The organism is Pseudomonas sp. Pseusp10 (assembly GCF_059492225.1).
The window spans coordinates 1,977,101-2,000,040 of the sequence record NZ_CP168528.1; the positions used below are offsets into that span (position 1 = coordinate 1,977,101).

Below are 22,940 nucleotides of genomic sequence, written 5' to 3' on the forward strand. Positions count from 1 at the left end.
CTGGAAAGCGTAAGACCTATTGAAAGTAGCAATTTCCGAACCAGAGTGCCGAACAAGCGTTTTAAAAGGTGCTTGGAGAATGGTCGGAGACAGATTTATGCACGAAAACGGGCGCAGGGAAATGGCCGCACTCATTCGGCTCAAAAAGAAAAAAATCCGGTATGAGAAGAGGTCTTGGCTGAGCAGATTTTACAGGGTCGTCAAACTATCGGCTTCGTCGACCGACTTGTCCTCGCGCCAGCGCAACATCCGCGGAATGAGGTTGGCGCGAAGCGAGAAGTTCTATCTTTTTTGGGGGCCAATGACAGCCACCTGTGGGAGCGAGCTTGCTCGCGATAGCGGTATGTCAGTCATCCACAATGTTGACTGACAGGGTGCAATCGTCGGAACGCCGCCCGGAGCAAGCTTGCTCCCACAGTGGAGGTTCATTTACCTGGAGTCAGCGTCAACCGTGCCTTGCCATAGGCGTTGTCGAAGTTCTGTGGCTGCATCGGCAGGCTCATGTACTGGCCCTTGAGCCACGGTTCGATGCTGTTGAGGTAGTTCGGGCTGGCCGGGTTGCCGGACTGACCGGTGCCGTTTTGTGCCATCAGCGGTTCGGACTGGCCGAAGTCGACGATAAAGCGCATGGCTGGTGCCAGCGTGGTGTTGAAGTCCTGGCCCCAGGTGAAGGCAGCGGTGTTGAGCGTGGTGTGATCGCCACCGGCCGGCAGCGGACCGCGTACGGTCTGGCCGCTGGTGTTCTTCCATTCATAGCGATGCAGTTTGCCCCACTGCCAGGCTTTGTGATCACCGCCCAACTGGCTGTCGCCTGCGCTGATCGCTGCGGCGAGGCTGCGAGCGAGGATGGCCGGTTTGTCTTCTTTCTGCGCGGTGCGCACGTCATCCCAGAACGGGCTGTCCTCACGCCCCAGCAAGTGATCGGCCTGGGCCGCGTAGGACAACTTGCCGTCGGCGACAAAGGCCTTCCACGCCGGGCTGCTTTCTGGGCCCAGTTCGTCGAGAAAGATCTGCCGGGTGCTTTCCTGCAGGAACAGTTCGTAGATTGTCGCATCGGTGGAGGTCGGGCTGAGTTTGCCGTCGAACGCCATCAAGCGGCTGTAGGCTTCGTGTGCCTTGGCGCGATCGGCCGCGGGCAAGGCGTCGATGGCTTGCTTGAGCGGCTGGGCCATGCCCGGCGCTTCGAACATTTTCTTCAGCTTGGCAGCGAAGGTAGTGGTCTGGTCGTATTGCATGGCGATCAGGCTGCGGCTGTCGTGTTTACCTGCGCCGGCCAGTTCGGCCAGGCGCTCGCCGCGCTCCGGAGCGGCCCAGGAATTGGACAACTGCATGCCGTAGCCATGGGGAATGACTCGCTGGTTGGCGGTGCCGAGCCAGCCTTGGGCCGGGTCCTGGTCGTACGGGTGCAGCATCGGGTCGGCATAACCGTCCCAGTCGTAACGACCTTCCCAGCCCGGCGAGGGCAGCAGGCCTTCGCCTTCGCGGCGGTTCGGGTAACGACCGGTGACTTGCCAGCCGATGTGGCTCGCGTCGGCAAACACCAGGTTCAGCGCAATGGCGCGGATTTCGCGGCTGGCATCCGAGGCTTTCTCGACGCTCTGGGCGCGGGACAGGTCGAAGAACGCATCCAGGGATTTATCATCGGTGAAACTCGGCGTCTGCAAGGCCAGGCCGAAACCATTGGCCAGCGTGGTGCCCTGGGCGCTGTTGAGCAGCGGGCCGTGGCGGGTTTCGTACACGGCTTCGCGAATCGGCCGTTGGCCTTTGACGAAATAGGTTTCGTTGCGCACGATCGCCGGCTGCCATTTCCCGGCGTTTTCGTAGGTGAGCCCGTTGCCCTGGCGTTTGAGCTTCTCCAGGAACAGGTCCTGGTTGTCGCCCATCACGGACGTCATGCTCCACGCCACTTTGCCGTTGAAACCGCCAAGCACCATCGGCAGGCCCGCGATGGTCACGCCGGACGCCTGATACTTCGGCGCGCGAATCTGCACGTAACTGAACAACGAAGGCACGCCCAGCGGGCCGTGACTGTCACTGGCCAGCAGGCTCTTGCCGCTGCGGCTGCGTTGCGGGGCGATGGCCCAGTTGTTCGACGAGGTGGCGCCCAGCAGGTTCAGGTCCGACAGTTGCCCCGTGGCTTTGCTGAGTTCAGCCAGCCCCGGCACTTGCCCGTTGAGCTTGATGCCTTGCAGTTTTTCGCTTTCGGCGACCGGCAGTTTTTCGTCGGGAGCCGACGGCGTCAGCCATGCCAGTTTGTCGGTGGTGACGGTCTGGGCCAGTACCAGCGAGGAAATTTCTTCCGGCAGGTTGGTCGACTGGCTGAAGTTCAACAGGCAGAAAATCAGCGCCGAATCTTCCGGCTGCCAGTATTCAGGCTGGTAGCCGGTGGCCGCGAGGTCCGCCGGCAGTTTGTCGCGGTAGCGGAACAGGTAGGCGTTGACGCCCCGTGCATAGACTTCGAAGAAACGCTTGAGGCGCGGCGAAGAGGCCTTGTACAACTCGCCGGCACTTTTCTTCAGGTTGACCGCCCGCATGTAGCGGTCGGCATCCAGAAGGTCTGCACCGTGCATCTCGGCCAATCGGCCCTGGGCCAGCAGGCGCAGGGTGACCATCTGCGTGATGCGGTCGCTGGCATGCACGTAACCGAGGGTGAACAGCGCGTCGTGGAAGCTGTTGCTTTCGATCAGCGGCATGCCCATGGCATTGCGGCGCACCGAAACGTTCTGCGCCAGGCCCTTGAGCGGTTGCACGCCGGAGGTCGGCGGGAGGGTGTCCTGGGCGTTGAAGCTCTGACAACCGGTCAGGCTCAAGACGCCGGCCACTGCTGCGGCAACGCCGAACCGGGGTAGAAAATGAGTAAGGGCTGGCGAGGCCATGGCAAAGCTCCTGCGGGGGTAGAGGCGGCGGCGCGCAATAAAGGCGCTACGTTAGTGAGCAGGAGGTGGCCGTGCAAGCGGGGTACAAGGTTATTTCAGGATTTGTCTGATAAACCCAAAAAATCGCAGCCTTGCCGGTCGCAATGGGAGATGTTGAAGTGCGACTCGGTCAACAATCCAGGAGAACAGTCGGCATGGAGCTCAAGACAAACGCGGCACTGATCATCATCGATCAACAAAAAGGCATCCTGCATCCCAGACTCGGCCGCAGGAATAACCCTCAGGCTGAAGCGCGCATGCTGGAATTGCTCGACCATTGGCGGCGCACCGCTCGGCCGGTGATCCATGTGCAGCACCTGTCCCGCTCAGTGGACTCGGTGTTCTGGCCACAGCAGTCGGGGGTGGAGTTTCAGCAGCGGTTTCAGCCAATGGCCGGTGAACGCCTGATCCAGAAGCAGGTGCCGGATGCGTTTTGTTCCACGGGGCTGGAGGCGCAGTTGCGCGAGGCGGGGATCGGGCAGTTGATCATCGTGGGCGTCGCGACCCACAACTCGGTGGAATCCACGGCGCGTACCGCGGGCAATCTGGGGTTTGATACGTGGGTGGCCGAGGATGCGTGCTTTACCTTCGACAAGGCTGATTTTTTCGGCCATGCCCATAGCGCTGAAGAGGTGCATGCGATGTCGCTGGGGAATCTGCACGGCGAGTATGCGACGGTGGTCGGCAGTGCATGTGTATTAAAAGGCTGACTGAAAAACCTGTAGGAGCAAGCTTGCTCCGGGCGGCGTTCCGACGATGGCGGTCTGACTGACACATTGATAGTTAATGTGCTGCCGTCATCGCGAGCAAGCTCGCTCCCACAGGAGGATGCGGTGGTTCAACAGGCGATATCGATATCCGCCCGAAGCATCAGGCGCCGTGGCACTTCTTGAATTTCTTGCCGTTGCCGCATGGGCACGGATCGTTGCGGCCGACGTCTTTCAGGGCGTTGCGCACCGGTTCCTGGTGAGCGTGGCCGCAGTTCGGACCGTGGACATGGCCGTGGTCGTGGTCGTGATCATGGTGGTGATGGTCATGATCGTGGTTGCAGTCAGGGCCGTGGACATGGGGTTGCTGGGTCATCGGTGTTGCTCCGGAATTAAATCGGCGGCGATTATCACGCCATTGCGCGCCAGGTGCACGTAGTGGGCGATGAATATACCGGTTTCCAGTTCACCTTCCAGACGATAGGGGATGGGCTGATCGGATTTTTTCAGAAGTTTGGCCATTTCACGAACCTTGGACCACAGGTTGGTGCGGATCGGCACCTTGAAGTAAGTGCTGTGCCTGGGGCCGATGGTGAACCAGTGTTCGTACTCGCCGTCGGCCAGCAGTATGTCACCCAGGTGAACGCGGTACTCCAGACTGCGCACGGTCAGGTCGCTGTCGTTGGGGTTGTCGATGCGAAAATGCAGGAGGAATTTCTGTTCCAGCAGTTTGGCGCTGACCACCTCGATCTTCACCAGATGGACCTCGGGGTCCGGCAAGTCGTCGTCGAACCACGATGCACAGCCACCGAGTCCGAGTGTCAGGAACAAAGTGAGTAGATAAAGTGCACCGCGCCGGATGATCATCGTAGTGTTTCTCCCTTGAGCCACAGTCTAGACCCAAAAGATCGCAGCCTTCGGCAGCTCCTGCGGGGGTGGACAGGTACTTCATGTCCTAACTGCTGAAATACCCCGCACAACACTTCTTGAACTTCTGCCCACTCGCGCACGGACAGGCGTCATTGCGTCCGAGCTTGAGCGGCACGGTGGGGTCGATGAAATACCAACGGCCGGTGTTTTGCACAAATGACGAACGCTCGCGGTGGCTGTGCTCGCCGTTGCTGTCGTGCCACCGCGCGGTGAAGGTCACGAAAGCGTGTTCGGGCTGGCCGCCCAGCACTTCGGAGCTTTCCACCTCAAGGCCCAGCCACGTACTTTGCGCGCTCCAGTCGCTGATCGATTGACGATCCAGGCCGGCCTGTTGGGCGGGCAGGGTGGTGGCCACCAGATAATCGACCAATCCCAGCACGTAGGCGCTGTAGCGCGAACGCATCAAGGCTTCGGCGCATGGCGCCGGGTGCCCGGCATGGTAATGACCGCAGCAGGCATCGAGCAGGGTGCCGCTGCCGCAAGGGCAAATGGATGTACTCATTGCATTACCACCAGTATTTCCCGAAGTTTTCCGGATTGGCCCAGAAGCGCGAATTGAGCCAGTCGGGGACTTGTTTGTATTCAAGCAGATCGTAGGTGAACAGGGTCAAGACCTGTTCGTCCCGTTGAAAGCGCTCGCTGGCTTGCAGGGCCAGGGAGAAAAAGTCCGTTTCCTGCCAGCCACAGGCCGGCAGATCTGCCAGCACTGCTATACGACTGGCGTTGAGGTTGCGGATGCCGCCCAGCAGGTTCAGGCCGTCGCGCTTGGGCAAATGCTCCAGGCAATCGACCACCAGGGCCAGGTCGAATCGGCAGGCCGCCAAATCATCGGGCAACGGGCCGGGGGACGCGAAAGCGACGCAACTGTCCGGGTGAGCGAGTTTGAAAGCCTCCAGCGCCGGGAACTCGCTGGCGCCGATCAACAACAGGCGCGCGGGGGCATATCGGTCAAGTAACGCGGCCAGTGCCTGCTGCGGCGTGCGTGAAGAAATACCTGCAATCATCAAAGATCCTCAATCAGATCTGCCAAGACTAGCCTGCCCGAACGTTCGGGCCTAGAGCGGCTTGGCGGTAAAAGCGCCAACCCGTCGTTAACGCGTGTATAAACAGCATGGCCTATTGCTGGCGGAGATTAAAACTCGGGTCTTTACTACCTGAATCGGTTCCAAGCCGATCCTTCAGGAGAAAACTAGATGAGCATAGTTCGGACAGCATTACCCTTGGTTCTGCTAACCAGTGTCTTGACTGGTTGCGCAGGTTTGCAGAAAACCGACTGGCCGACCTGTGCGGCGGTTGGTGGTGTCGTGGGTGCGGGCCTCGGTGCGACCGAAAGCTCGGCATGGGCAGGGTATGGTGCTCTGCTCGTCGGCGGTACGGCAGCGGCTTATTGCTGGGTTCATGGTGATGGCGACGAAGACGGCGATGGTGTACCGGATAGCCGCGACAAGTGCCCGGGCACGCCTAAAGGCGTTCATGTCGATGCCAACGGTTGCCCACCACCGGCACCTGTGGTCGAAGAGGCGGTTGTGGTCAAGGAAGAAACCATCGTCATCCGCGATGTTCACTTCCAGTTTGATAAAGCCACGCTTACCTCGTCCGACAAACAGGTACTCGACAAGATTGCCACTCGCCTGAAAGCCGAAGCCCCTACTGCTCGACTGACCGTAACCGGCCATACCGACAGCGTGGGCAGCGATTCCTACAACCAGAAACTGTCGGATAAACGCGCCCACTCGGTGGTTGAATACCTCATCTCGCAAGGCGTACCTCGCAGCAATTTCGTGTCGGTTGTCGGTGCCGGTGAAAGCCAGCCGGTTGCGGACAACAAAACCGCTGACGGTCGTGCACAGAACCGTCGTACGGAAATCAAAATACAGCGTTAAGCCCCCTCGCATCCGCGCCTTGTGCAGTCGCGGATGCGGGTCTTTACTCCTGTGTAACCGGTATTGGCCGGGGACACAGGAGCTTTCAACATGATAGTTCTCACAAGGACCGTCTTGCCGGTTCTGCTACTTGGCAGCCTCTTGACCGGCTGTGCGACCCACAGTGATGGCACTGCTCCCCTCAATCAACGAACCTGGCCAGTTTGCAGCCTCATCGGCGGCCTGGTCGGTGGTGGTCTGGGCGCAATCGAGAGTGGCGGTTGGGCTGCGGGTGGGGCGGCGCTGGGTATCCTGTCCGGCGGCTTGATCTGCTATGCACAGGATGGCGACGAAGACGGCGATGGCATTTTCGACCGACGTGACCGTTGCCCTGACACACCCGCCAATACCCGGGTCGATCACCACGGATGCTCGGTGCCGCAGTATCCGGACAGCGTCAAGTCCGAGCCCGCGCAGTCCGAAGTCATCACCTTGAGCGATGACGTGCTGTTTGCCTTCAATCAATCCGACCTGACCCCGACGGCCAAGAGTCAACTGGATGCGTTGATGAGCAAGTTCGAGGATGCCGATGTGGTCGGCATCAAGGTTGTCGGTCATACCGACAGCGTCGGTTCGGATGCCTACAACCTGGCCCTGTCGGAACGGCGCGCCAGCAGCGTGGCGGAATACTTGCTGAGCCAGGGCGTGGCGCCGAACAAAGTCACCAGCGAAGGCAAGGGCAAGAGCCAGCCGATCGCCGATAACGAAACAGAAGAAGGCCGTGCGAAAAATCGTCGCGTGGACCTGCATATAAACCGCTGAGCCAAGAGATAGAGCCGTCGGGCGACAGGTTTGATCGCTGTGATGGCCGTTCGGCGGCCATCGTGAAGATTTTTCCATTGCCCTCTGGCTTATCCCGCGTGGAAGCCGTTACTGTGCGCGCAAACAATAATTCTCATCGGGGGAGCGTATGAAAGTCTTATGGGGGCTGGGGCGGTTGCTGACCCTGCTGTTCTGGTCGGTGGTGCTGGTCAATCTGCTCACGCCGTTCGTCTTTCCGCTACACCTGTTGGTCAATCTGGCCGGTGGCCTGTTGGGGGGCATCCATCTTCTGGAAGCGTTGCTGTGCTATCGCAGCCTCCGGGGTCGCGCCCATCCCTGGCTTGACCGTCTGAAGATCATCATTTTTGGTGTGTTCCACCTGCAAACCATTCCAGCCCCCACCGCTTCGAAGGCTTCCCATGCGTAAACTCTGTCTGCTCGCCGCACTCATCAGCCCATTGGCCAGCGCACAGGTGGTGAGTGTCGAACCCAACTCGCTGATGCGCTTGCCCAACACCACCAGCACCCTGCAACTGGAACGCCTGGAAGTGGCCGATTACGGCACCTTGCTGATCCCCTCGAATGTGACCGAAGTTACCGTGGGTGAATTGCATCTGGGGCGTGAAGCACGCATTGCCATAGTGCCTGGGGAACAGGCGCTGGCGCTGAAGGTCCGTCGGGCCGATTTATCCGAAGGCAGCCAGATTACCGCTCGTGGCGCACCTGGGACCTACCAGAAGGCCGCTCGATCCGGGCGCAACCTTGATTTGCAGATCAAGGCACTCAACGCACCGCAATTGATCGTTGATGCCCGCGGTGGTGCGGGCGCACCGGGGTTTGTGGGTCTTGATGGGGCCAACGGCCAGGAACCGGGCTGCACCTGGGGGCAGGCCGGTCGCGGTGCCGATGGCAGTGATGGCAGCAATGGTCAGCCGGGGGCACCGGGGGCGCTGGTCAAACTGGCAGTGCCGCACGATTTCCCGGCCGACCGGATCAAGGTTCAGGTGGCCGGTGGTGTCGGTGGCCTGGCCGGCCCTGGCGGCAAACCGGGTGCGGGTGGCAAGGCCAAGGGCTGCCTGGTTTACAAGGCCGATGGCGGCAAGAGCGGTAAACCTGGGGCTGATGGTCAGCCAGGGCCAGAAGGTGCGGCGGGTTCGGTGACTGTGCAGCGGATGTAAGCAACACTGAGATCCCTGTGGCGAGGGAGCAAGCTCCCTCGCTACACCAAGCTCCCAAGCCAGAGTTGCTTCAGAACATCGGCGGCCGTGCTGCAGCAATCGCCACCACAGCCAACCCCACCAACAAATTGATCCCCACCAATCGGCGAATCCGCCCCAGTACCGCCGCCCCGGCCGGCCAATCCTGCTCGGCCACGGCTGCGCGCAACTCCGGCAGCATCAGCGCCTGAATGCGGATAAACAATGCGGTCATCACCACATACAACCCCATCATCACCTGCACATAGCGCGGTGCGGCTTCAAAGCCGTTGAAGTGCAGATGCAGCATGCCCACGCCGCTGATTGGCAGCAGTACAACCGCCACCCAGACCCAGCGGAAAAAACCTTGAAACACTTCTACCCACAACTTCAGCCGGGCAGGGCCTTCAAGTGCCTTCATCGCGGCGGGGCGCAGGACCATCCAGGCGAAAAACATGCCGCCGACCCAGACCAGGGCGGCCAGTACATGCAGGCTGTAAACGAGACTAAAAGGCGTCATTGGGTTACTCCGTTCTGCGCAGGATTCATTAGCGGGGTATGATAGCGACCGAACCGAACCACTGAAAATTTATCCAGCGTTTTTTGCGCCCGACAATCCATGATCAGCACCGAACTCAAAACCACGATCCAGGGCGCCTACTCGCGTTTTCTCGAAGCCAAGAGCCTCAAGCCGCGCTACGGCCAACGCCTGATGATCGCCGAAGTCGCCAAGGTCCTGGGTGATATCGACACCGACGACGAAGGCCGGCGCAGTGGCGACCCCGCGATAGTCGCGGTGGAAGCCGGCACCGGTACCGGCAAGACCGTGGCCTACAGCCTGGCGGCGATTCCCACGGCCAAGGCCGCCGGCAAGCGCCTGGTGATCGCCACGGCTACCGTGGCCCTGCAGGAGCAGATCGTCTACAAGGACTTGCCCGACCTGATGCGCAACAGCGGGCTGAACTTCAGCTTCGCCTTGGCCAAGGGACGCGGGCGCTACATGTGCCTGTCCAAGCTCGATATGTTGCTCCAGGAAGGCCACGCGCAGACTGCCACTGCGCAACTGTTCGAAGAAGAAGGCTTCAAGATCGAGGTCGACGAGGCCAGCCAGAAGCTGTTCACCAGCATGATCGAGAAGCTCGCCGGCAATAAGTGGGACGGCGACCGCGACAGTTGGTCCACCGCCCTGGAAGACGCCGACTGGGCGCGCCTGACCACCGATCACAGCCAGTGCACCAACCGCCATTGCCCGAACTTCGGCCAGTGCGCCTTCTACAAGGCCCGCGAAGGCATGGGCAAGGTCGACGTGATTGTCACCAACCACGACATGGTCCTGGCTGACCTGGCCCTGGGCGGCGGCGCTGTGCTGCCGGACCCGCGTGACACCATCTACGTGTTTGACGAAGGCCATCACCTGCCGGACAAGGCCATTGGTCACTTTGCCCATTACACGCGCCTGCGCTCCACCGCCGACTGGCTGGAAACCACCGCCAAGAACCTCACCAAACTGCTGGCCCAGCACCCGTTGCCCGGCGACCTGGGCAAGTTGATCGAGCAGGTGCCGGAGCTGGCGCGGGAGATCAAGACCCAGCAGCAATTCATGTTCACCGCCTGCGAGCAGATTGCCGATTTCAAACCCGGCGAAGACGTTGAAGGCCGCGAGCGCCCGCGTCACCGATTCGTCGGCGGGGTGATTCCCGAGCACATGCGTGAAATGGGCATCGAACTGAAAAAAGGCTTCGCGCGTCTGACCGATCTGTTTACCCGCCTGACCGACCTGCTCAAGGAAGGCATGGACGGCGAGGTCAACATTGGCATCGCCAGCAACCAGGCTGAAGAGTGGTATCCGCTGTTCGGCAGCCTGTTGTCGCGTTCTTCCGGCAACTGGGAGCTGTGGACAGCCTTCACCGTCGAAGACCCGGAAGACAACCCGCCCATGGCCCGCTGGCTGACTCTGGCCGAAAGTGGTTCGCTGTTCGACATCGAGGTCAACGCAAGTCCCATCCTCGCGGCGGAAATGCTCCGGCGCAACCTGTGGAACGTGGCGTATGGCTGTCTGGTGACTTCGGCGACCTTGACGGCCCTCGGCACCTTCGACCGCTTCCGCATGCGCGCCGGCCTGCCGAAAAAAGCCGTGACGGCGGTGGTGCCGAGCCCGTTCCATCACGCCGACGCCGGTGTGCTGCGGGTGCCGAACCTGAACGCCGACCCGCGTGATGCAGCGGCGCATACCGCCGCGATCATTCGTGATCTGCCTGAGTTGGTAGAAGGCTCGCGGGGCACGCTGGTGCTGTTTTCCTCGCGTAAACAGATGCAGGACGTGTTCGATGGCCTCGACCGTGACTGGCGCAAGCAAGTGTTCATTCAAGGCAACCTGTCGAAACAGGAAACCCTGAACAAGCACAAGGCGCGAGTCGATGGCGGGGATTCCAGCGTGTTGTTCGGCCTGGCGAGCTTCGCCGAAGGGGTAGACTTGCCCGGTGCCTATTGCGAGCACGTGGTCATTGCCAAGATTCCTTTCTCGGTACCCGATGATCCCGTCGAAGCGGCGCTGTCGGAATGGATCGAAGCCCGGGGTGGCAATCCGTTCATGGAAATCTCCGTGCCGGACGCCTCGCTGAAGCTGGTCCAGGCCTGCGGGCGCTTGCTGCGCACCGAAGAAGACCGCGGCACCATCACCTTGCTCGACCGGCGCCTGGTGACCCAGCGCTATGGCAAAGCCATCCTCAACGCGTTGCCGCCGTTCCGTCGAGAAATTTCCTGAAGCACCGGTGGGCAGTTTTGCCCACCGCGTTGTCTATCTCTCTGCCATCGCTTTTCCACTGGCCCATTGAAGGTCGTTAGGGAGATTTTCGTTCTCATGATTTGCCGTTCGTTGCCTGCCGTTTTTGCCCTGCTGTTCGCAACACCGCTGTTGGCCGCTCCTGCCAGCCAGCAGACGCTGTTCAACTTTGTGCGCCCCGCCGACGTGGTCCAGGTGGCGACTCAGGACGCCAGCCTGCCGCAGTCCAACGCCGAGCAAACCCCTGAAGGCGAAGTGCTGCGCCGAGTGACGTTCAACCCGGTCGCCCGGCCGGCTTTGCGCCTGACCCCACAAACCGGTGCCTGGGACTGGTCGCAGTCGGGTGTCATGAGCCTGCGGATCCAGAGTGCGATGAACTGGGCCTTGACCCTGTACGTAACCATTCAGAGCAACGACGGCAAGACACTGGTCAGCCGCGTCGATTTGCCGGCGGGGCCTGCGCAAACCCTGTTGGTGCCTTTGCAGGCGACATCACCGCTGAGCCAGGGCATGAAGGCTGGCCCGCCGATGCCGATGACCGTCGAGGGGCAGCGTGTGTTGCTGGCCAGTAGTGCCGGTGAGCTGGATCGCAGCCAGGTGGTGTCCGTGACGTTGTCGATGGACCAGCCGAAAGCCGCGCAAAGCATCCTGCTGGAGCGCTTTGGTGTGCAGGACGGCGAGTCGGTCACCCAAGCCGTCTATGGCGGATTGGTGGATGCATATGGCCAGTCGACCCGGACCAAATGGCCGGAAAAAGTCAGCAGCGACGAACAACTTAAAGGTGCAGCTGGCAAGGAGCAGCAGCAACTGAAAACCTGGCTGGCCGAGCGCGAAAAGTCCTCCCTGGACAAATTCGGTGGTTTGACCAAAGGCCCGTCATTCAAGGCCAGCGGCTTTTTCCGCACCGAGAAACGCGATGGTCGCTGGTATCTGGTGACGCCTGAAGGCCACCCGTTCTATTCCCTCGGGGTCAATACCGTGGCCCCGGATGTCAACCAGACCTACGTTGCCGGCCGCGAGTGGATGTTCGAATCCCTGCCCAAGGCTGACGAGACCCTGGCCAATCACTACGGCGAAGGCGACAACCGTGGCGGTAACGGTGCCGATCAAGGGCGCGGCTACAATGCCGGTCGCTGGTACGACTTCTACGGTGCCAACCTGCAGCGTCTGTATGGCGATCCATGCGCGAAGGGCAGCGATGCCAAGGCCAGTGTCGCCGAAGCGACGGTAGCGACAGCCGATGAGCCCAAATCTGTCGAACCGTGCAAGGCGCTGTTCGACGAGCAACGCTGGGCCAGTCACACCCTCGACCGCTTGCAGGCCTGGGGCTTCAACACCATTGGCAACTGGAGCGCACCCGTACTGGGCAACGCTGATCGCGTGCCGTACACCTTGCCGCTGTCGATTGTCGGCGACTATGCCAGCATCAGCACCGGTACCGACTGGTGGGGCGGCATGCCCGACCCGTTCGACCCGCGTTTCGCCATGGCCACTGAACGTGCCGTGGCCATTGCCGCCCGCGATCATCGCGACGATCCGTGGCTGATCGGTTACTACGCCGACAACGAACTGGCCTGGGCCGGTCCCGGCGATGACCCGAAAGCCCGTTATGCCCTGGCCTACGGCACCTTGAAAATGACCACTGACGTGCCGGCCAAGCGCGCGTTCCTCAAGCAACTGCGCGACAAGTACCGCAACCAGGCGGGCCTGTCGAAAGCCTGGGGCATTGATCTGCCGGCCTGGGAATTGATGGAAGACCCAGGGTTCGTGCCGCCACTGCCAAGCGCCGAGCACCCGGAAATCGAAGCGGACTTCAAATACTTCCAGAAGGTCTTTGCCGACACTTATTTCAAGACCATCTCCGACTCACTCAAATGGCACGCGCCGAACCAGCTGCTGCTCGGCGGCCGTTTCGCGATCAGCACGCCGGAAGCCGTGGAGTCCTGCGCCCAGTATTGCGACGTGTTGAGCTTCAACATGTACACCCTGCAACCCCGGGATGGTTACGACTTCGCCAAACTGCGCAGTCTCGACAAACCGGTGCTGATCACCGAGTTCAATTTCGGCTCGGTTGATCGTGGGCCGTTCTGGGGCGGCGTCACGCCGTTGGTGAAGGAGGAGGACCGCGGTCCGGCGTACGCCAACTTCCTCAAGCAGGCATTGAGCGAGCCGTCGATTGTTGGCGTGCATTGGTTCCAGTACCTCGATCAACCGGTCACCGGGCGCCTGCTTGACGGTGAAAACGGTCACTTCGGGTTGGTGGGCGTCACTGATCTGCCGTTCCAGGGCTTTGTCGACAGCGTGCGCAAGAGCAATCTGGCGACGGTCGAGCAATTGGCCAAAGAAGCCGAGAAGGCCGCAGTCGCAGCCGACAAAGCCAGCCACGATGCCGAGGGCGGCAGGAAAGCCGAGGCCGGCAAGGGACCGGGGAAGGGCGCTGGTGGGCATTCCGGGAAAGGCCATTAATCGCTGAAACCCTGTGGCGAGGGGGCTTGTCGGATCGCCGCACCGCCCCGCTGGGTTGCGTAGCAACCCCAAAATCTCGGCAATGGCCGAAAAATTGGGAGCGCTGCGCACTCCAACGGGGCGGTGCGGCGATCCGAAAAGCCCCCTCGCCACAACCATCCAGCCCAACCCTGTTCCCAAAACCCTCAAGGGCTGGAACAATGCCCGCCACTTTGTAGAGCGTTAATCCGGGGAGTTGCGGGTGCAGATTCAGGGTCATTACGAGCTTAAGTTCGAAGCGGTGCGAGAGGCGTTCGCCGCGCTGTTCGACGATCCCCAGGAGCGTGGCGCAGCGTTGTGCATTCAGATAGGTGGCGAAACCGTCGTCGATCTGTGGGCCGGCACTGCCGACAAGGACGGGGCCGAGGCCTGGCACAGCGATACCATCGCCAACCTGTTCTCCTGCACCAAGACCTTTACTGCCGTCACCGCGCTGCAACTGGTGGCCGAAGGCAAGCTGCAACTGGATGCCCCGGTTGCACGCTACTGGCCCGAATTTGCCGCTGCCGGCAAAGAGTCCGTCACCCTGCGTCAACTGCTCTGCCATCAGGCCGGCCTTCCGGCATTGCGCGAATTACTGGCCCCTGAAGCCCTGTACGACTGGCAAACCATGGTCGACGCCCTGGCCGCCGAAACGCCGTGGTGGACGCCGGGCGAAGGTCACGGTTACGCGGCGATCACCTATGGCTGGTTGATCGGTGAATTGCTGCGCCGTGCCGACGGTCGTGGGCCGGGGGAGTCCATCGTGGCGCGGGTCGCCAGGCCATTGGGACTGGACTTTCATGTGGGGTTGGCCGACGAAGAGTTCTATCGTGTGGCCCACATTGCGCGGGGCAAGGGCAATGTCGGCGATGCCGCCGCCCAGCGCCTGCTGCAAGTGACCATGCGTGAGCCAACGGCCATGACGACCCGGGCGTTCACCAACCCGCCGTCGATCATGACCAGCACCAACAAACCCGAGTGGCGACGCATGCAACAGCCAGCCGCCAATGGCCATGGCAATGCCCGCAGCCTGGCCGGGTTCTACGCCGGCCTGCTCGACGGCAGCCTGCTGGAAAGCGAAATGCTCGATGAATTGACTCGTGAGCACAGCCTCGGCGAGGACAAGACTTTACTGACACGGACCCGTTTCGGCCTGGGTTGCATGCTCGATCAACCGGACGTTGCGAATGCCACGTTCGGCCTTGGCCCACGGGCGTTTGGTCATCCGGGTGCCGGCGGTTCCATCGGTTTTGCTGACCCGGAGCACGATGTAGCCTTCGGATTTGTGACAAATACCCTGGGGCCGTACGTCTTGATGGACCCACGAGCGCAAAAGCTGGTGCGGGTCCTGGCCACTTGTCTGTAAAAACGATTATCGGGTTCCAGGACTGGAACCCGATAACCTTTCCAGTTTCAAAGCGTCAGTTTGTACGGGCCGATGTGGCCTGATTTTTTTGACTTCATTTTTGTGGATATCCAATGTCATCCAATAAAACCCTCGCCTTGGCCCTGTGCTTCGCCATTACCGGTTGCGCACAGACTCCACAGAAAGACGCGACGGCACCTGTCGCCAAGACTGAAAGCAGCAGCCACTGGTACTGGCCGTTCAGTTCCGACGACAGCGCCGGCAAACCCGCGGTCAAGCCGCAGGTGAAACCTGAAGTCAAACCCGTTGCGGTGGCCAAGTCCGGAACCGATAGCGGTAGCAAGTGGTACTGGCCGTTCGGCGGTAGCGAACAGAGCGCCGCCAAGGCCGTGCCGATGCCAGATCCGAAAGTCACCCAGGCCTGGCTTGACGACTACGAACCGCGTCTGCGCGAGGCGGTCAAGGGCAGCAACATGCAACTCGAGCGCCGCGAAGACGTACTGGTGGTGACCGCGCCGGTCGAAGGCTCGTTCAACCCTGATCGTCCGGCCATGCTGCTGCCGGTCACACTCGGTCCGTTTACCCGGGTTGCCAAAATCCTTGAAGCCGATCCAAAGACTGCTGTCTTGATCCTCGGCCATAGCGATACGTCCGGCGCTGCGCCTGCCAACGTCAAACTGAGCCAGGAGCGTGCCCAGGCCGTTGCGGCGATTTTCCGTCTCAGTGGTTTGCAGCGTGATCGCTTGATGCTGCGTGGCCTGGGCGGTGAAGCGCCGCGTGCTGCCAACGACAGCGTGCAAGGGCGTGCGTTGAACCGCCGCGTGGAACTGCTGGTGACCCCGCAAAACACCATGGTCGCGCTGCTGAGCAAGTACAACATGCCGGCGCCGGCGCCTGTGACCATGGTCGCTGCCGCTGACGTCAAGCCGGTGGCAAAGCCTGTGACACCGGCCCCGGCGACTAAAAAGGCTGCTGTTCCAGCGGTGAAGAAAGCCCCGGCGAAAAAAGCTCCGGCCAAGAAAGCACCTGCGAAAACTGCAACGCCGGCGAAGAAAACCACGCCAGCCAAAGCCTCCGCGGCTGACAAGAAAGTCGCCGCCACCGATACTGCAAAGCAGTGAATCGTTAACCAAAAGGAATGCGCCATGACCAAGGGCCTGGCTGATATGCGTCGTGACTACACCCGTGATGGCCTGACCGAGGCACAAGCCCCGGCCGAGCCGTTTGCGCTGTTCCACCAGTGGTTCGCCGACGCGGTGAAAACCGAACAGGCGCCCGTGGAAGCCAACGCCATGACCTTGGCCACCGTCGACCCGGACGGTCGACCACACTGTCGCATTCTGTTGCTCAAAGGCCTGGACGAGCAGGGCTTCACCTTTTTCACCAACTACGAAAGCGCCAAGGGCCAGCACCTGGCCGCGAATCCGTTCGCGGCCATGACGTTTTTCTGGCCGGCGCTGGAGCGCCAGGTGCGCATCGAAGGGCGGGTGGTGAAGGTTACGCCTGAGGAGTCCGACGCTTATTATCAGGTCCGCCCACTGGGCAGTCGCCTGGGGGCCTGGGCATCGCCGCAGAGCCGCGTGATCGCCGATCGTGGCGAACTCGAAGCGCTGCTCAAGGACACCGAGCAACGTTTCAGCGACACCCAGCCGCATTGCCCGGAACACTGGGGCGGTTATCGCCTGCTGCCGGAACGCATCGAATTCTGGCAGGGCCGCCCAAGCCGCCTGCACGATCGCCTCAATTACCGCCAGCAGGGCGCCGACTGGATTCTTGAACGTCTGGCACCCTGAGCAATCTACCGACCGGGATAGCCTGCCGCAGCGGTCTCCAGCCACTTCGGCAGGTCTCGACGCTTGATCTTCTGCGCCCGGGCACTCGTCAACTGTTCGAGCATGAAGGCTTTTTTCTGCTCGTCCTTGCCCGCCAGCGCTAGTGCCAGGTCGCGGTCCATCCAGCGTTTGATCCGCACGTACAGCCACCAATGGAAGTACAAACCGGCAACAGTCGTGACGACGATGATAAAGTAGTCCATGAGAATCCTTGGCCAGTGGGCAGTTTTCCGGTTTTGCCGCTACTGTGTGAGTTCGTGGAGGCGCCTTAACGGAGCCTGAATCAAAACAATTTTATCCGGGCGGTGTCGTGACAGGCGTCAAGCTGCGGAGTCTAATGAATATCTGTTTCTTTGGAGTTGATGCTATGCGTAAGTCTGTTCTACTGGTTGCTTCCTTTTCCACGATGGCGATGTTGCTCACTGGTTGCCAATCGAGCCTGACCGGTGACTCCTACTCCCGTGACGAGGCGCGTCGCGTGCAGACCGTTCGCATGGGCACTATCGAAGCGTTGCGTCCGGTGAAAATCGAAGGCACCAAAACCCCGATCGGCGGCGCTGCAGGCGCAGTGGTCGGCGGCGTTGGTGGCAGCTCCGTTGGTGGCGGCAAGGGCAGCGTCGTTGCTGCTGTCATCGGTGCTGTGGCCGGCGGTCTGCTCGGTTCGGCCGCGGAAGAAGGCCTGACCCGCACCCAGGGCGTGGAAATCACCGTGCGCGAAGACGATGGCAGCATGCGCGCCTACGTTCAGGAAGTTCAGCCGAACGAAGTGTTCCGTGTTGGCGAGCGTGTGCGTATCGCCAGTGTGGGTGGCACCAGCCGCGTTTCGCACTAAGCGCAAACACCGGATAAACAAAAAACCCGATCAGGTGACTGATCGGGTTTTTTGTTTTTCAGCTCAGGTGAGTCCTGATTGGCGTCAGGCGGTATCGCGGTTTGTCAGGATGCCTGGTTGGAGCTCTTGCGGCTCGCCATCGCCGTTACCCCATAACCGATCAGCGCGGCCAGAATCGAACCGGTCAGGATCCCCATGCGGTCCATCCCGGCGAAATCACTCACACCCGGCTCAAAGGCCAGCGAGCCGACAAACAGACTCATCGTGAAACCGATGCCGCAGAGAATCGCCACGCCCAGTATCTGGCCCCAGTTGGCGCCTTGGGGCAGGGCGGCGATACCGGTTTTCACGGCCAGCCAGGTCAGCCCGAAGACACCGACAGTCTTGCCCAACAGCAGCCCGATGGCGATGCCCATGGGGACGTGGTGAGTGAAGCTTTCGACGGTGACGCCGCTCAGGGACAGGCCGGCATTGGCGAAGGCGAACAGGGGCAGGATGCCGTAGGCCACCCACGGATGCAGGGCGTGTTCCAGGGTCAGCAGCGGGGAGGGCTCGGCATTTTTAGTGCGCAGCGGAATGCAGAAGGCCAGGGTCACGCCGGCCAGCGTGGCGTGGACACCGCTCTTGAGCACGCAGACCCAGAGGATCAAGCCAATGATCATGTACGGCCCGAGCTTGACCACACCAAGCCGGTTCATCCCGATCAGCGCCGCAATACAGGCTGCGGCCAGCGCCAGGGACAGGGTCGACAGCGCGCCGGAATAGAAGATCGCAATGATGATGATCGCACCGAGGTCGTCGATGATCGCCAGGGTCATCAGGAACAGCTTCAGCGAAACCGGAACCCGTTTACCCAACAGCGCCAGCACGCCAAGGGCGAAGGCGATGTCGGTGGCGGTCGGGATTGCCCAGCCGTTCAGGGCCGGTGGCGTGTCGCGATTGAGATACCAGTAGATCAGCGCCGGCACCACCATGCCGCCAATCGCCGCTGCGCCAGGCAGGACGATTTGCGACGGTTTGGACAACTGGCCGTCGAGGACTTCGCGCTTCACTTCCAGGCCGATCAGCAGGAAGAACAGCGCCATCAGGCCGTCGTTGATCCACAGCAGCAACGGTTTGGCGATTTTCAGCGCGCCGATCTGCGCCACCACGGGGGTGTCCAGAAGGCCGTTGTACAGCCACGACAGCGGCGAGTTGTTGATGATCAGAGCCAGAACGGCAGCGGCGATCAATAACAGACCGCTGGCAGCTTCCAACTGAAAGAAACGCGTGAAAGTGCTACGCAGAGGCAAGGTCGCTCTCCATCCGTGAATTCAAAAGGTGTTACACCCTAACAAGTACCGTTAGTTGTTAAAACAAAAGTTATATTCTTTTTTGTTATATGTCGTTACAACGTGATCCGCCAGCAGCGAACTGAGCCTAGCAGTTGCCGGGCGTATTGGATCTCAGCTGTACCTGTGCTGGATGTAGGTTTTTTCCTAAGCTTGATGGTTGAGCCCTGTGACAAGGCCGACTCTTGCCTGATTCAATGAGAAAACCATCATGAGCGACAACCGACAGTGGTCCCGCGAAGCGATCCGGATCATCGAAGCCGACTACCAGCGCAGCGCCGACACCCACCTGATCCCTTTGCCGCTGCCAGGTTTTCCGGGTATCGAGTTGTACTTCAAGGATGAGTCCAGCCACCCAACGGGTAGCCTGAAGCACCGGCTGGCGCGCTCGTTGTTCCTTTATGCACTGTGTAACGGCTGGCTCAAGCCCGGTGCGCCGGTGATTGAAGCATCCAGCGGTTCGACGGCGATTTCCGAAGCGTACTTCGCGCGCATGCTGGGCTTGCCGTTCATTGCGGTGATGCCGGCAACTACCTCGAAAGAAAAGATCGCGCAAATTGCCTTCTACGGTGGCCAAAGCCATCTGGTGGACGACCCGACCCAGATCTACGCCGAGTCCGAGCGTCTGGCTCGCGAACACGACGGGCATTTCATCGACCAGTTCACTTACGCCGAGCGCGCCACCGACTGGCGGGCGAACAACAACATTGCCGAGTCGATCTTTCATCAGATGCGTTTCGAGCAGCATCCCGAGCCGAGCTGGCTGATTTCCAGCCCAGGCACTGGCGGCACCACGGCCACCCTGGGTCGTTACGTGCGTTATCGCCAGCACTGCACCCGCGTGCTGTGTGCCGATGCCGAGCGTTCGGTGTTCTTCGATTACTACCAGACCGGCGATGCCAGCCTGCGCCTGGACCACGGCTCGCGCATCGAAGGCATTGGCCGGCCGCGTGTGGAAGCGTCGTTTCTGCCCAAGGTGATCGACGCGATGGTCAAGGTGCCGGATGCCCTGTCACTGGCGGCCATGCACTACCTGGCCGAGCGCCTGGGACGCCATGTGGGCGGGTCGAGCGGGACCAACCTGATCGGCGCATTGATGGCTGCTCAGCACATGAAGGCGGCGGGGGAGACGGGGTCGATGGTGGCGATTCTATGTGACAGCGGAGAGCGCTACGCCACGACCTATTACGATCCGGAGTGGCTCAAGGCTCAGGGATATGAGTTGAGTGGCTTGATGGCTGCGGTGGCCGCGACGGTGGAGAGAGGGGAGCCGCTGCCGGCGAGCGTGCTGCGCGCAAATATCTGAGAACGCCCAGACGCTGAATATCAATGTGGGAGCGAGCCTGCTCGCGATGGCGGATTAGCATTCAACGGTGATGTTGGCTGATCTACCGCAATCGCGAGCAAGCTCGCTCCCACAGGGTTTTGTGTTGTTTCAGATTGCTAGAATCAGGCCTCGAGGCCGAGGATGTCCCGGGCTACTGCTTCTGCAATGCGAATACCATCAACACCCGCTGACAGAATCCCGCCCGCATAACCGGCACCTTCACCGGCCGGGAACAAACCTTTCACGTTCAGGCTCTGCATCGACTCGTTGCGGGTAATACGCAGCGGCGACGAAGTACGGGTCTCGATCCCGGTCAACACCGCGTCGTGCAGCGAGTAACCGCGAATCTGCTTTTCGAATACCGGCAAGGCTTCGCGAATCGCTTCGATGGCGAACGCCGGCAGCGCCAGCGCCAGGTCACCCAGGGCAACCCCCGGTTTGTAGGATGGTTCGACCGTGCCCAGTTCGGTGGACGGTTTGCCCGCGATAAAATCGCCGACCAGTTGCGCCGGGGCTTCGTAGTTGCTGCCGCCCAGCACAAAGGCATGGGATTCCAGGCGTTCCTGCAGCTCGATTCCGGCCAGCGGGCCGCCCGGATAATCGACTTCCGGGGTGATGCCGACGACGATCCCGGAGTTGGCATTGCGCTCGTTACGCGAGTACTGGCTCATGCCATTGGTAACCACGCGGTTCGGCTCGGACGTCGCCGCCACTACGGTGCCGCCCGGGCACATGCAGAAGCTGTAGACCGAGCGGCCGTTCTTGGCGTGGTGCACCAGTTTGTAGTCGGCAGCGCCCAGTTTCGGGTGGCCGGCGTACTTGCCCAGGCGCGCACGGTCGATCAGCGACTGCGGGTGCTCGATGCGGAAACCCACCGAGAACGGCTTGGCTTCCATGAACACGCCACGGCCGTGGAGCATGCGGAAGGTGTCGCGGGCGCTGTGGCCGAGGGCCAGGATCACGTGTTTGGAGTGTATCTGCTCACCGCCATTGAGTTCGACGCCGACCAGTTGGCCGTCGTCGATCAGCACGTCGGTGACCCGCTGCTGGAAACGCACTTCACCGCCCAGGGCGCGAATCTGCTCACGCATGTTTTCCACCACGCCGGTCAGACGGAACGTGCCGATGTGCGGTTTGCTGACGTAGAGGATTTCCTCCGGTGCGCCGGCTTTGACGAACTCGTGCAGGACCTTGCGACCGATGAACTTCGGGTCCTTGATCTGGCTGTAGAGCTTGCCGTCGGAGAATGTCCCCGCGCCGCCTTCGCCGAATTGCACGTTGGATTCCGGATTGAGCACGCTTTTGCGCCACAGGCCCCAGGTGTCCTTGGTGCGCTGGCGCACTTCAGTGCCGCGTTCGAGGATGATCGGCTTGAAGCCCATTTGCGCCAGCAGCAGCCCGGCGAAAATTCCGCAGGGGCCGAAGCCGACGACGATCGGACGTGCGCTCAGGTCGGCCGGTGCCTGGCCAACCATTTTGTAGCTGACATCCGGTGCCACGTTGACGTTACGGTCATCGGCGAACTTGTGCAGCACCGCCGCCTCATCGCGAACTTCAAGGTCGATGGTGTAGATGAAACACAGCTCGGAGGATTTTTTACGCGCATCGTAGCTGCGTTTGAACAAGGTGAAATCGAGCAGGTCATCGCTGTTGATGCCCAGGCGCTGCACGATGGCAGGGCGCAGGTCTTCATCGGGATGGTCGATCGGCAACTTGAGTTCGGTAATTCGTAACATGACGGGATCCGGTTCGCGGGGCGCACAACTGCGCCAGGGCGTTTGAAGCCGGCGATTATAAGCCGCAATGGCGCAGTCCCGTGAGGCCTAAACGATCAGTCGTCGCGCGATCCGCCGAAATACCCGCAACCGCGCTGCACCTGGCCGTTGATACGCAGTTCGGCACTCATGTGCTGGATGCTGCCGGTGCTGCTATCGACGCAACGTTGCGGTGCGACCCACAACTCGACGTGCTGATTGTTGGCTTCGGTGCTGAGGTTGAAGCGGCCGTCGCCCAGTTGTTCTTCGACGTAGGGCACGGCGAGGGGAGGCTGACCGGCGCGGTCGATGACCATGCCTTTACCGCTGACTTTCACGCTCCATTCCGGGGCGTGGCCGGTGGCGCGCAGGATCAGTTGCTTGAAGTTCGGATCGTCGCACGCGGTGCCCGAGCGCTCGACGCGGTACAACTGCTCAAGATCGAGCTGGCCGTCACCACCGCTGCCGGCTACAACCCGCCCGCGCACGTCGGCAAACAGCTTGCCCTGCTTGTCCGCCAGGTTTGCGGCCTGCTGCAGGACGCTGGTACCGCCCGTGTCGTTGACCACATAGCGGTTTGCCTGGTTGCACGGCTGGAACACCAGTTTGCCGTCCGCCGCGGTCAACTGGCCTTGCATGCGCGTCTGGCCGACATGGGAGGCGCTCTGCCGCTCACCCTCGAACAACTGGCAAGCGGCGAACAGCGGAAGCAGGGCAACGAGGACTAAGGAACGGGCAACACGCATCTTGGGGTCTCCTGACAAGTGCCGCCACGTTACTCAGGCTGACCGTTCATC

At 61.1% G+C, this 22,940-nt stretch carries 22 protein-coding genes; 12 read left to right on the top strand and 10 right to left on the bottom strand.

The features are described from left to right. Nucleotides 1–425 precede the first annotated feature (425 nt). The gene (locus ACEN8Z_RS08810) at nt 426–2,876 is read right to left on the bottom strand and encodes a penicillin acylase family protein (RefSeq protein WP_495597379.1); all 2,451 of its coding nucleotides are present in this window, start codon (nt 2,874–2,876) and stop codon (nt 426–428) included. 194 nt (nt 2,877–3,070) lie between these two features. On the opposite strand from ACEN8Z_RS08810, the gene ACEN8Z_RS08815 reads away from it, so the two are divergent. Further along, nucleotides 3,071–3,625 carry a cysteine hydrolase family protein gene (locus ACEN8Z_RS08815; RefSeq protein WP_495597380.1) on the top strand — a complete coding sequence of 185 codons (555 nt, stop codon included), beginning with the start codon at nt 3,071–3,073 and terminating at the stop codon, nt 3,623–3,625. Between the two features lie 160 nt (nt 3,626–3,785). On the opposite strand, the gene ACEN8Z_RS08820 is transcribed toward ACEN8Z_RS08815, so the two are convergent. The 4 genes from ACEN8Z_RS08820 to ACEN8Z_RS08835 form a co-directional block, all read right to left on the bottom strand. Next, complete coding sequence (locus tag ACEN8Z_RS08820; RefSeq protein WP_495597381.1) at nt 3,786–3,998, bottom strand: SEC-C metal-binding domain-containing protein; 213 nt, start codon at nt 3,996–3,998, stop codon at nt 3,786–3,788. Continuing rightward, complete coding sequence (locus ACEN8Z_RS08825) at nt 3,995–4,489, bottom strand: LEA/WHy family protein (RefSeq protein WP_007996870.1); 495 nt, start codon at nt 4,487–4,489, stop codon at nt 3,995–3,997. Before ACEN8Z_RS08825 ends, ACEN8Z_RS08820 begins: the two co-directional genes overlap by 4 nt. An 88-nt stretch (nt 4,490–4,577) precedes the next feature. Further along, nucleotides 4,578–5,054 carry a YchJ family protein gene (locus tag ACEN8Z_RS08830; protein ID WP_007992374.1) on the bottom strand — a complete coding sequence of 159 codons (477 nt, stop codon included), beginning with the start codon at nt 5,052–5,054 and terminating at the stop codon, nt 4,578–4,580. Nucleotides 5,055–5,058: 4 nt separating this feature from the next. Beyond that, nucleotides 5,059–5,556, bottom strand: coding sequence for a DUF6231 family protein (locus tag ACEN8Z_RS08835; protein ID WP_495597382.1), 498 nt, complete (start codon nt 5,554–5,556; stop codon nt 5,059–5,061). Nucleotides 5,557–5,745: 189 nt separating this feature from the next. Between ACEN8Z_RS08835 and ACEN8Z_RS08840 the strand changes: the two genes are divergently transcribed. The 4 genes from ACEN8Z_RS08840 to ACEN8Z_RS08855 all read left to right on the top strand — a co-directional run bounded on the left by ACEN8Z_RS08840 (nt 5,746) and on the right by ACEN8Z_RS08855 (nt 8,414). Further along, entirely contained in the window at nt 5,746–6,435 is a 690-nt protein-coding gene (locus ACEN8Z_RS08840; protein ID WP_495597383.1) for a PA1041 family peptidoglycan-binding anchor lipoprotein, read from the top strand. A gap of 90 nt (nt 6,436–6,525) precedes the next feature. Next, a complete protein-coding gene (locus ACEN8Z_RS08845; RefSeq protein WP_495597384.1) occupies nt 6,526–7,236 on the top strand; it encodes a PA1041 family peptidoglycan-binding anchor lipoprotein in 711 nt (236 codons plus the stop codon). A 148-nt stretch (nt 7,237–7,384) separates the two neighbouring features. Then, nucleotides 7,385–7,663: a DUF1145 domain-containing protein gene (locus ACEN8Z_RS08850; protein WP_007996809.1), complete on the top strand. Its 279-nt coding sequence runs from the start codon at nt 7,385–7,387 to the stop codon at nt 7,661–7,663. Continuing rightward, nucleotides 7,656–8,414 (top strand): hypothetical protein, encoded by a 759-nt coding sequence (locus ACEN8Z_RS08855; protein ID WP_007996807.1) that lies wholly within the window; start codon nt 7,656–7,658, stop codon nt 8,412–8,414. The genes ACEN8Z_RS08850 and ACEN8Z_RS08855 overlap by 8 nt, the downstream gene beginning before the upstream one ends. Nucleotides 8,415–8,484: 70 nt before the next feature. Here ACEN8Z_RS08855 and ACEN8Z_RS08860 read toward each other — a convergent pair whose 3' ends face one another. Then, nucleotides 8,485–8,952: a CopD family protein gene (locus ACEN8Z_RS08860; RefSeq protein ID WP_495597385.1), complete on the bottom strand. Its 468-nt coding sequence runs from the start codon at nt 8,950–8,952 to the stop codon at nt 8,485–8,487. A gap of 99 nt (nt 8,953–9,051) precedes the next feature. Between ACEN8Z_RS08860 and dinG the strand changes: the two genes are divergently transcribed. The 5 genes from dinG to pdxH all read left to right on the top strand — a co-directional run bounded on the left by dinG (nt 9,052) and on the right by pdxH (nt 16,860). Further along, complete coding sequence (gene dinG, locus ACEN8Z_RS08865; RefSeq protein ID WP_008016067.1) at nt 9,052–11,196, top strand: ATP-dependent DNA helicase DinG; 2,145 nt, start codon at nt 9,052–9,054, stop codon at nt 11,194–11,196. Between the two features lie 96 nt (nt 11,197–11,292). Then, entirely contained in the window at nt 11,293–13,680 is a 2,388-nt protein-coding gene (locus ACEN8Z_RS08870) for a beta-agarase (protein WP_495597386.1), read from the top strand. 241 nt (nt 13,681–13,921) lie between these two features. After that, entirely contained in the window at nt 13,922–15,067 is a 1,146-nt protein-coding gene (locus ACEN8Z_RS08875) for a serine hydrolase domain-containing protein (RefSeq protein WP_495597387.1), read from the top strand. Between the two features lie 113 nt (nt 15,068–15,180). Then, complete coding sequence (locus ACEN8Z_RS08880) at nt 15,181–16,188, top strand: OmpA family protein (RefSeq protein ID WP_495597388.1); 1,008 nt, start codon at nt 15,181–15,183, stop codon at nt 16,186–16,188. A 24-nt stretch (nt 16,189–16,212) separates the two neighbouring features. Further along, a complete protein-coding gene (gene pdxH / locus ACEN8Z_RS08885; protein ID WP_007996798.1) occupies nt 16,213–16,860 on the top strand; it encodes a pyridoxamine 5'-phosphate oxidase in 648 nt (215 codons plus the stop codon). Nucleotides 16,861–16,865: 5 nt separating this feature from the next. Here pdxH and ACEN8Z_RS08890 read toward each other — a convergent pair whose 3' ends face one another. Further along, a complete protein-coding gene (locus ACEN8Z_RS08890) occupies nt 16,866–17,102 on the bottom strand; it encodes a hypothetical protein (protein ID WP_495597389.1) in 237 nt (78 codons plus the stop codon). A gap of 164 nt (nt 17,103–17,266) precedes the next feature. On the opposite strand from ACEN8Z_RS08890, the gene ACEN8Z_RS08895 reads away from it, so the two are divergent. Continuing rightward, nucleotides 17,267–17,731, top strand: coding sequence for an outer membrane lipoprotein (locus ACEN8Z_RS08895; RefSeq protein WP_495597390.1), 465 nt, complete (start codon nt 17,267–17,269; stop codon nt 17,729–17,731). Between the two features lie 104 nt (nt 17,732–17,835). Here the strand turns inward: ACEN8Z_RS08895 and nhaA are convergent, their stop codons facing one another. After that, nucleotides 17,836–19,023 (bottom strand): Na+/H+ antiporter NhaA, encoded by a 1,188-nt coding sequence (gene nhaA, locus ACEN8Z_RS08900; protein ID WP_495597391.1) that lies wholly within the window; start codon nt 19,021–19,023, stop codon nt 17,836–17,838. 247 nt (nt 19,024–19,270) lie between these two features. Here nhaA and ACEN8Z_RS08905 point away from each other — a divergent pair, with 247 nt between their 5' ends. Beyond that, nucleotides 19,271–20,368 (top strand): PLP-dependent cysteine synthase family protein, encoded by a 1,098-nt coding sequence (locus ACEN8Z_RS08905; protein WP_495598106.1) that lies wholly within the window; start codon nt 19,271–19,273, stop codon nt 20,366–20,368. 143 nt (nt 20,369–20,511) lie between these two features. Here ACEN8Z_RS08905 and ACEN8Z_RS08910 read toward each other — a convergent pair whose 3' ends face one another. Continuing rightward, nucleotides 20,512–22,125 (bottom strand): NAD(P)/FAD-dependent oxidoreductase, encoded by a 1,614-nt coding sequence (locus ACEN8Z_RS08910; protein ID WP_495597392.1) that lies wholly within the window; start codon nt 22,123–22,125, stop codon nt 20,512–20,514. A 95-nt stretch (nt 22,126–22,220) separates the two neighbouring features. Next, complete coding sequence (locus ACEN8Z_RS08915) at nt 22,221–22,889, bottom strand: COG3650 family protein (RefSeq protein ID WP_495597393.1); 669 nt, start codon at nt 22,887–22,889, stop codon at nt 22,221–22,223. Between the last annotated feature and the right edge of the window lie 51 nt (nt 22,890–22,940).

Excerpts from the sequence above, each read along its gene's own strand:
- ACEN8Z_RS08810 (WP_495597379.1), bottom strand. The coding sequence starts at position 2,876 with ATGGCCTCGCCAGCCCTTACTCATTTTCTACCCCGGTTCGGCGTTGCC.
- ACEN8Z_RS08815 (WP_495597380.1), top strand. The coding sequence starts at position 3,071 with ATGGAGCTCAAGACAAACGCGGCACTGATCATCATCGATCAACAAAAA.
- ACEN8Z_RS08820 (WP_495597381.1), bottom strand. The coding sequence starts at position 3,998 with ATGACCCAGCAACCCCATGTCCACGGCCCTGACTGCAACCACGATCAT.
- ACEN8Z_RS08825 (WP_007996870.1), bottom strand. The coding sequence starts at position 4,489 with ATGATCATCCGGCGCGGTGCACTTTATCTACTCACTTTGTTCCTGACA.
- ACEN8Z_RS08830 (WP_007992374.1), bottom strand. The coding sequence starts at position 5,054 with ATGAGTACATCCATTTGCCCTTGCGGCAGCGGCACCCTGCTCGATGCC.
- ACEN8Z_RS08835 (WP_495597382.1), bottom strand. The coding sequence starts at position 5,556 with ATGATTGCAGGTATTTCTTCACGCACGCCGCAGCAGGCACTGGCCGCG.
- ACEN8Z_RS08840 (WP_495597383.1), top strand. The coding sequence starts at position 5,746 with ATGAGCATAGTTCGGACAGCATTACCCTTGGTTCTGCTAACCAGTGTC.
- ACEN8Z_RS08845 (WP_495597384.1), top strand. The coding sequence starts at position 6,526 with ATGATAGTTCTCACAAGGACCGTCTTGCCGGTTCTGCTACTTGGCAGC.
- ACEN8Z_RS08850 (WP_007996809.1), top strand. The coding sequence starts at position 7,385 with ATGAAAGTCTTATGGGGGCTGGGGCGGTTGCTGACCCTGCTGTTCTGG.
- ACEN8Z_RS08855 (WP_007996807.1), top strand. The coding sequence starts at position 7,656 with ATGCGTAAACTCTGTCTGCTCGCCGCACTCATCAGCCCATTGGCCAGC.
- ACEN8Z_RS08860 (WP_495597385.1), bottom strand. The coding sequence starts at position 8,952 with ATGACGCCTTTTAGTCTCGTTTACAGCCTGCATGTACTGGCCGCCCTG.
- dinG (WP_008016067.1), top strand. The coding sequence starts at position 9,052 with ATGATCAGCACCGAACTCAAAACCACGATCCAGGGCGCCTACTCGCGT.
- ACEN8Z_RS08870 (WP_495597386.1), top strand. The coding sequence starts at position 11,293 with ATGATTTGCCGTTCGTTGCCTGCCGTTTTTGCCCTGCTGTTCGCAACA.
- ACEN8Z_RS08880 (WP_495597388.1), top strand. The coding sequence starts at position 15,181 with ATGTCATCCAATAAAACCCTCGCCTTGGCCCTGTGCTTCGCCATTACC.
- pdxH (WP_007996798.1), top strand. The coding sequence starts at position 16,213 with ATGACCAAGGGCCTGGCTGATATGCGTCGTGACTACACCCGTGATGGC.
- ACEN8Z_RS08890 (WP_495597389.1), bottom strand. The coding sequence starts at position 17,102 with ATGGACTACTTTATCATCGTCGTCACGACTGTTGCCGGTTTGTACTTC.
- ACEN8Z_RS08895 (WP_495597390.1), top strand. The coding sequence starts at position 17,267 with ATGCGTAAGTCTGTTCTACTGGTTGCTTCCTTTTCCACGATGGCGATG.
- ACEN8Z_RS08910 (WP_495597392.1), bottom strand. The coding sequence starts at position 22,125 with ATGTTACGAATTACCGAACTCAAGTTGCCGATCGACCATCCCGATGAA.
- ACEN8Z_RS08915 (WP_495597393.1), bottom strand. The coding sequence starts at position 22,889 with ATGCGTGTTGCCCGTTCCTTAGTCCTCGTTGCCCTGCTTCCGCTGTTC.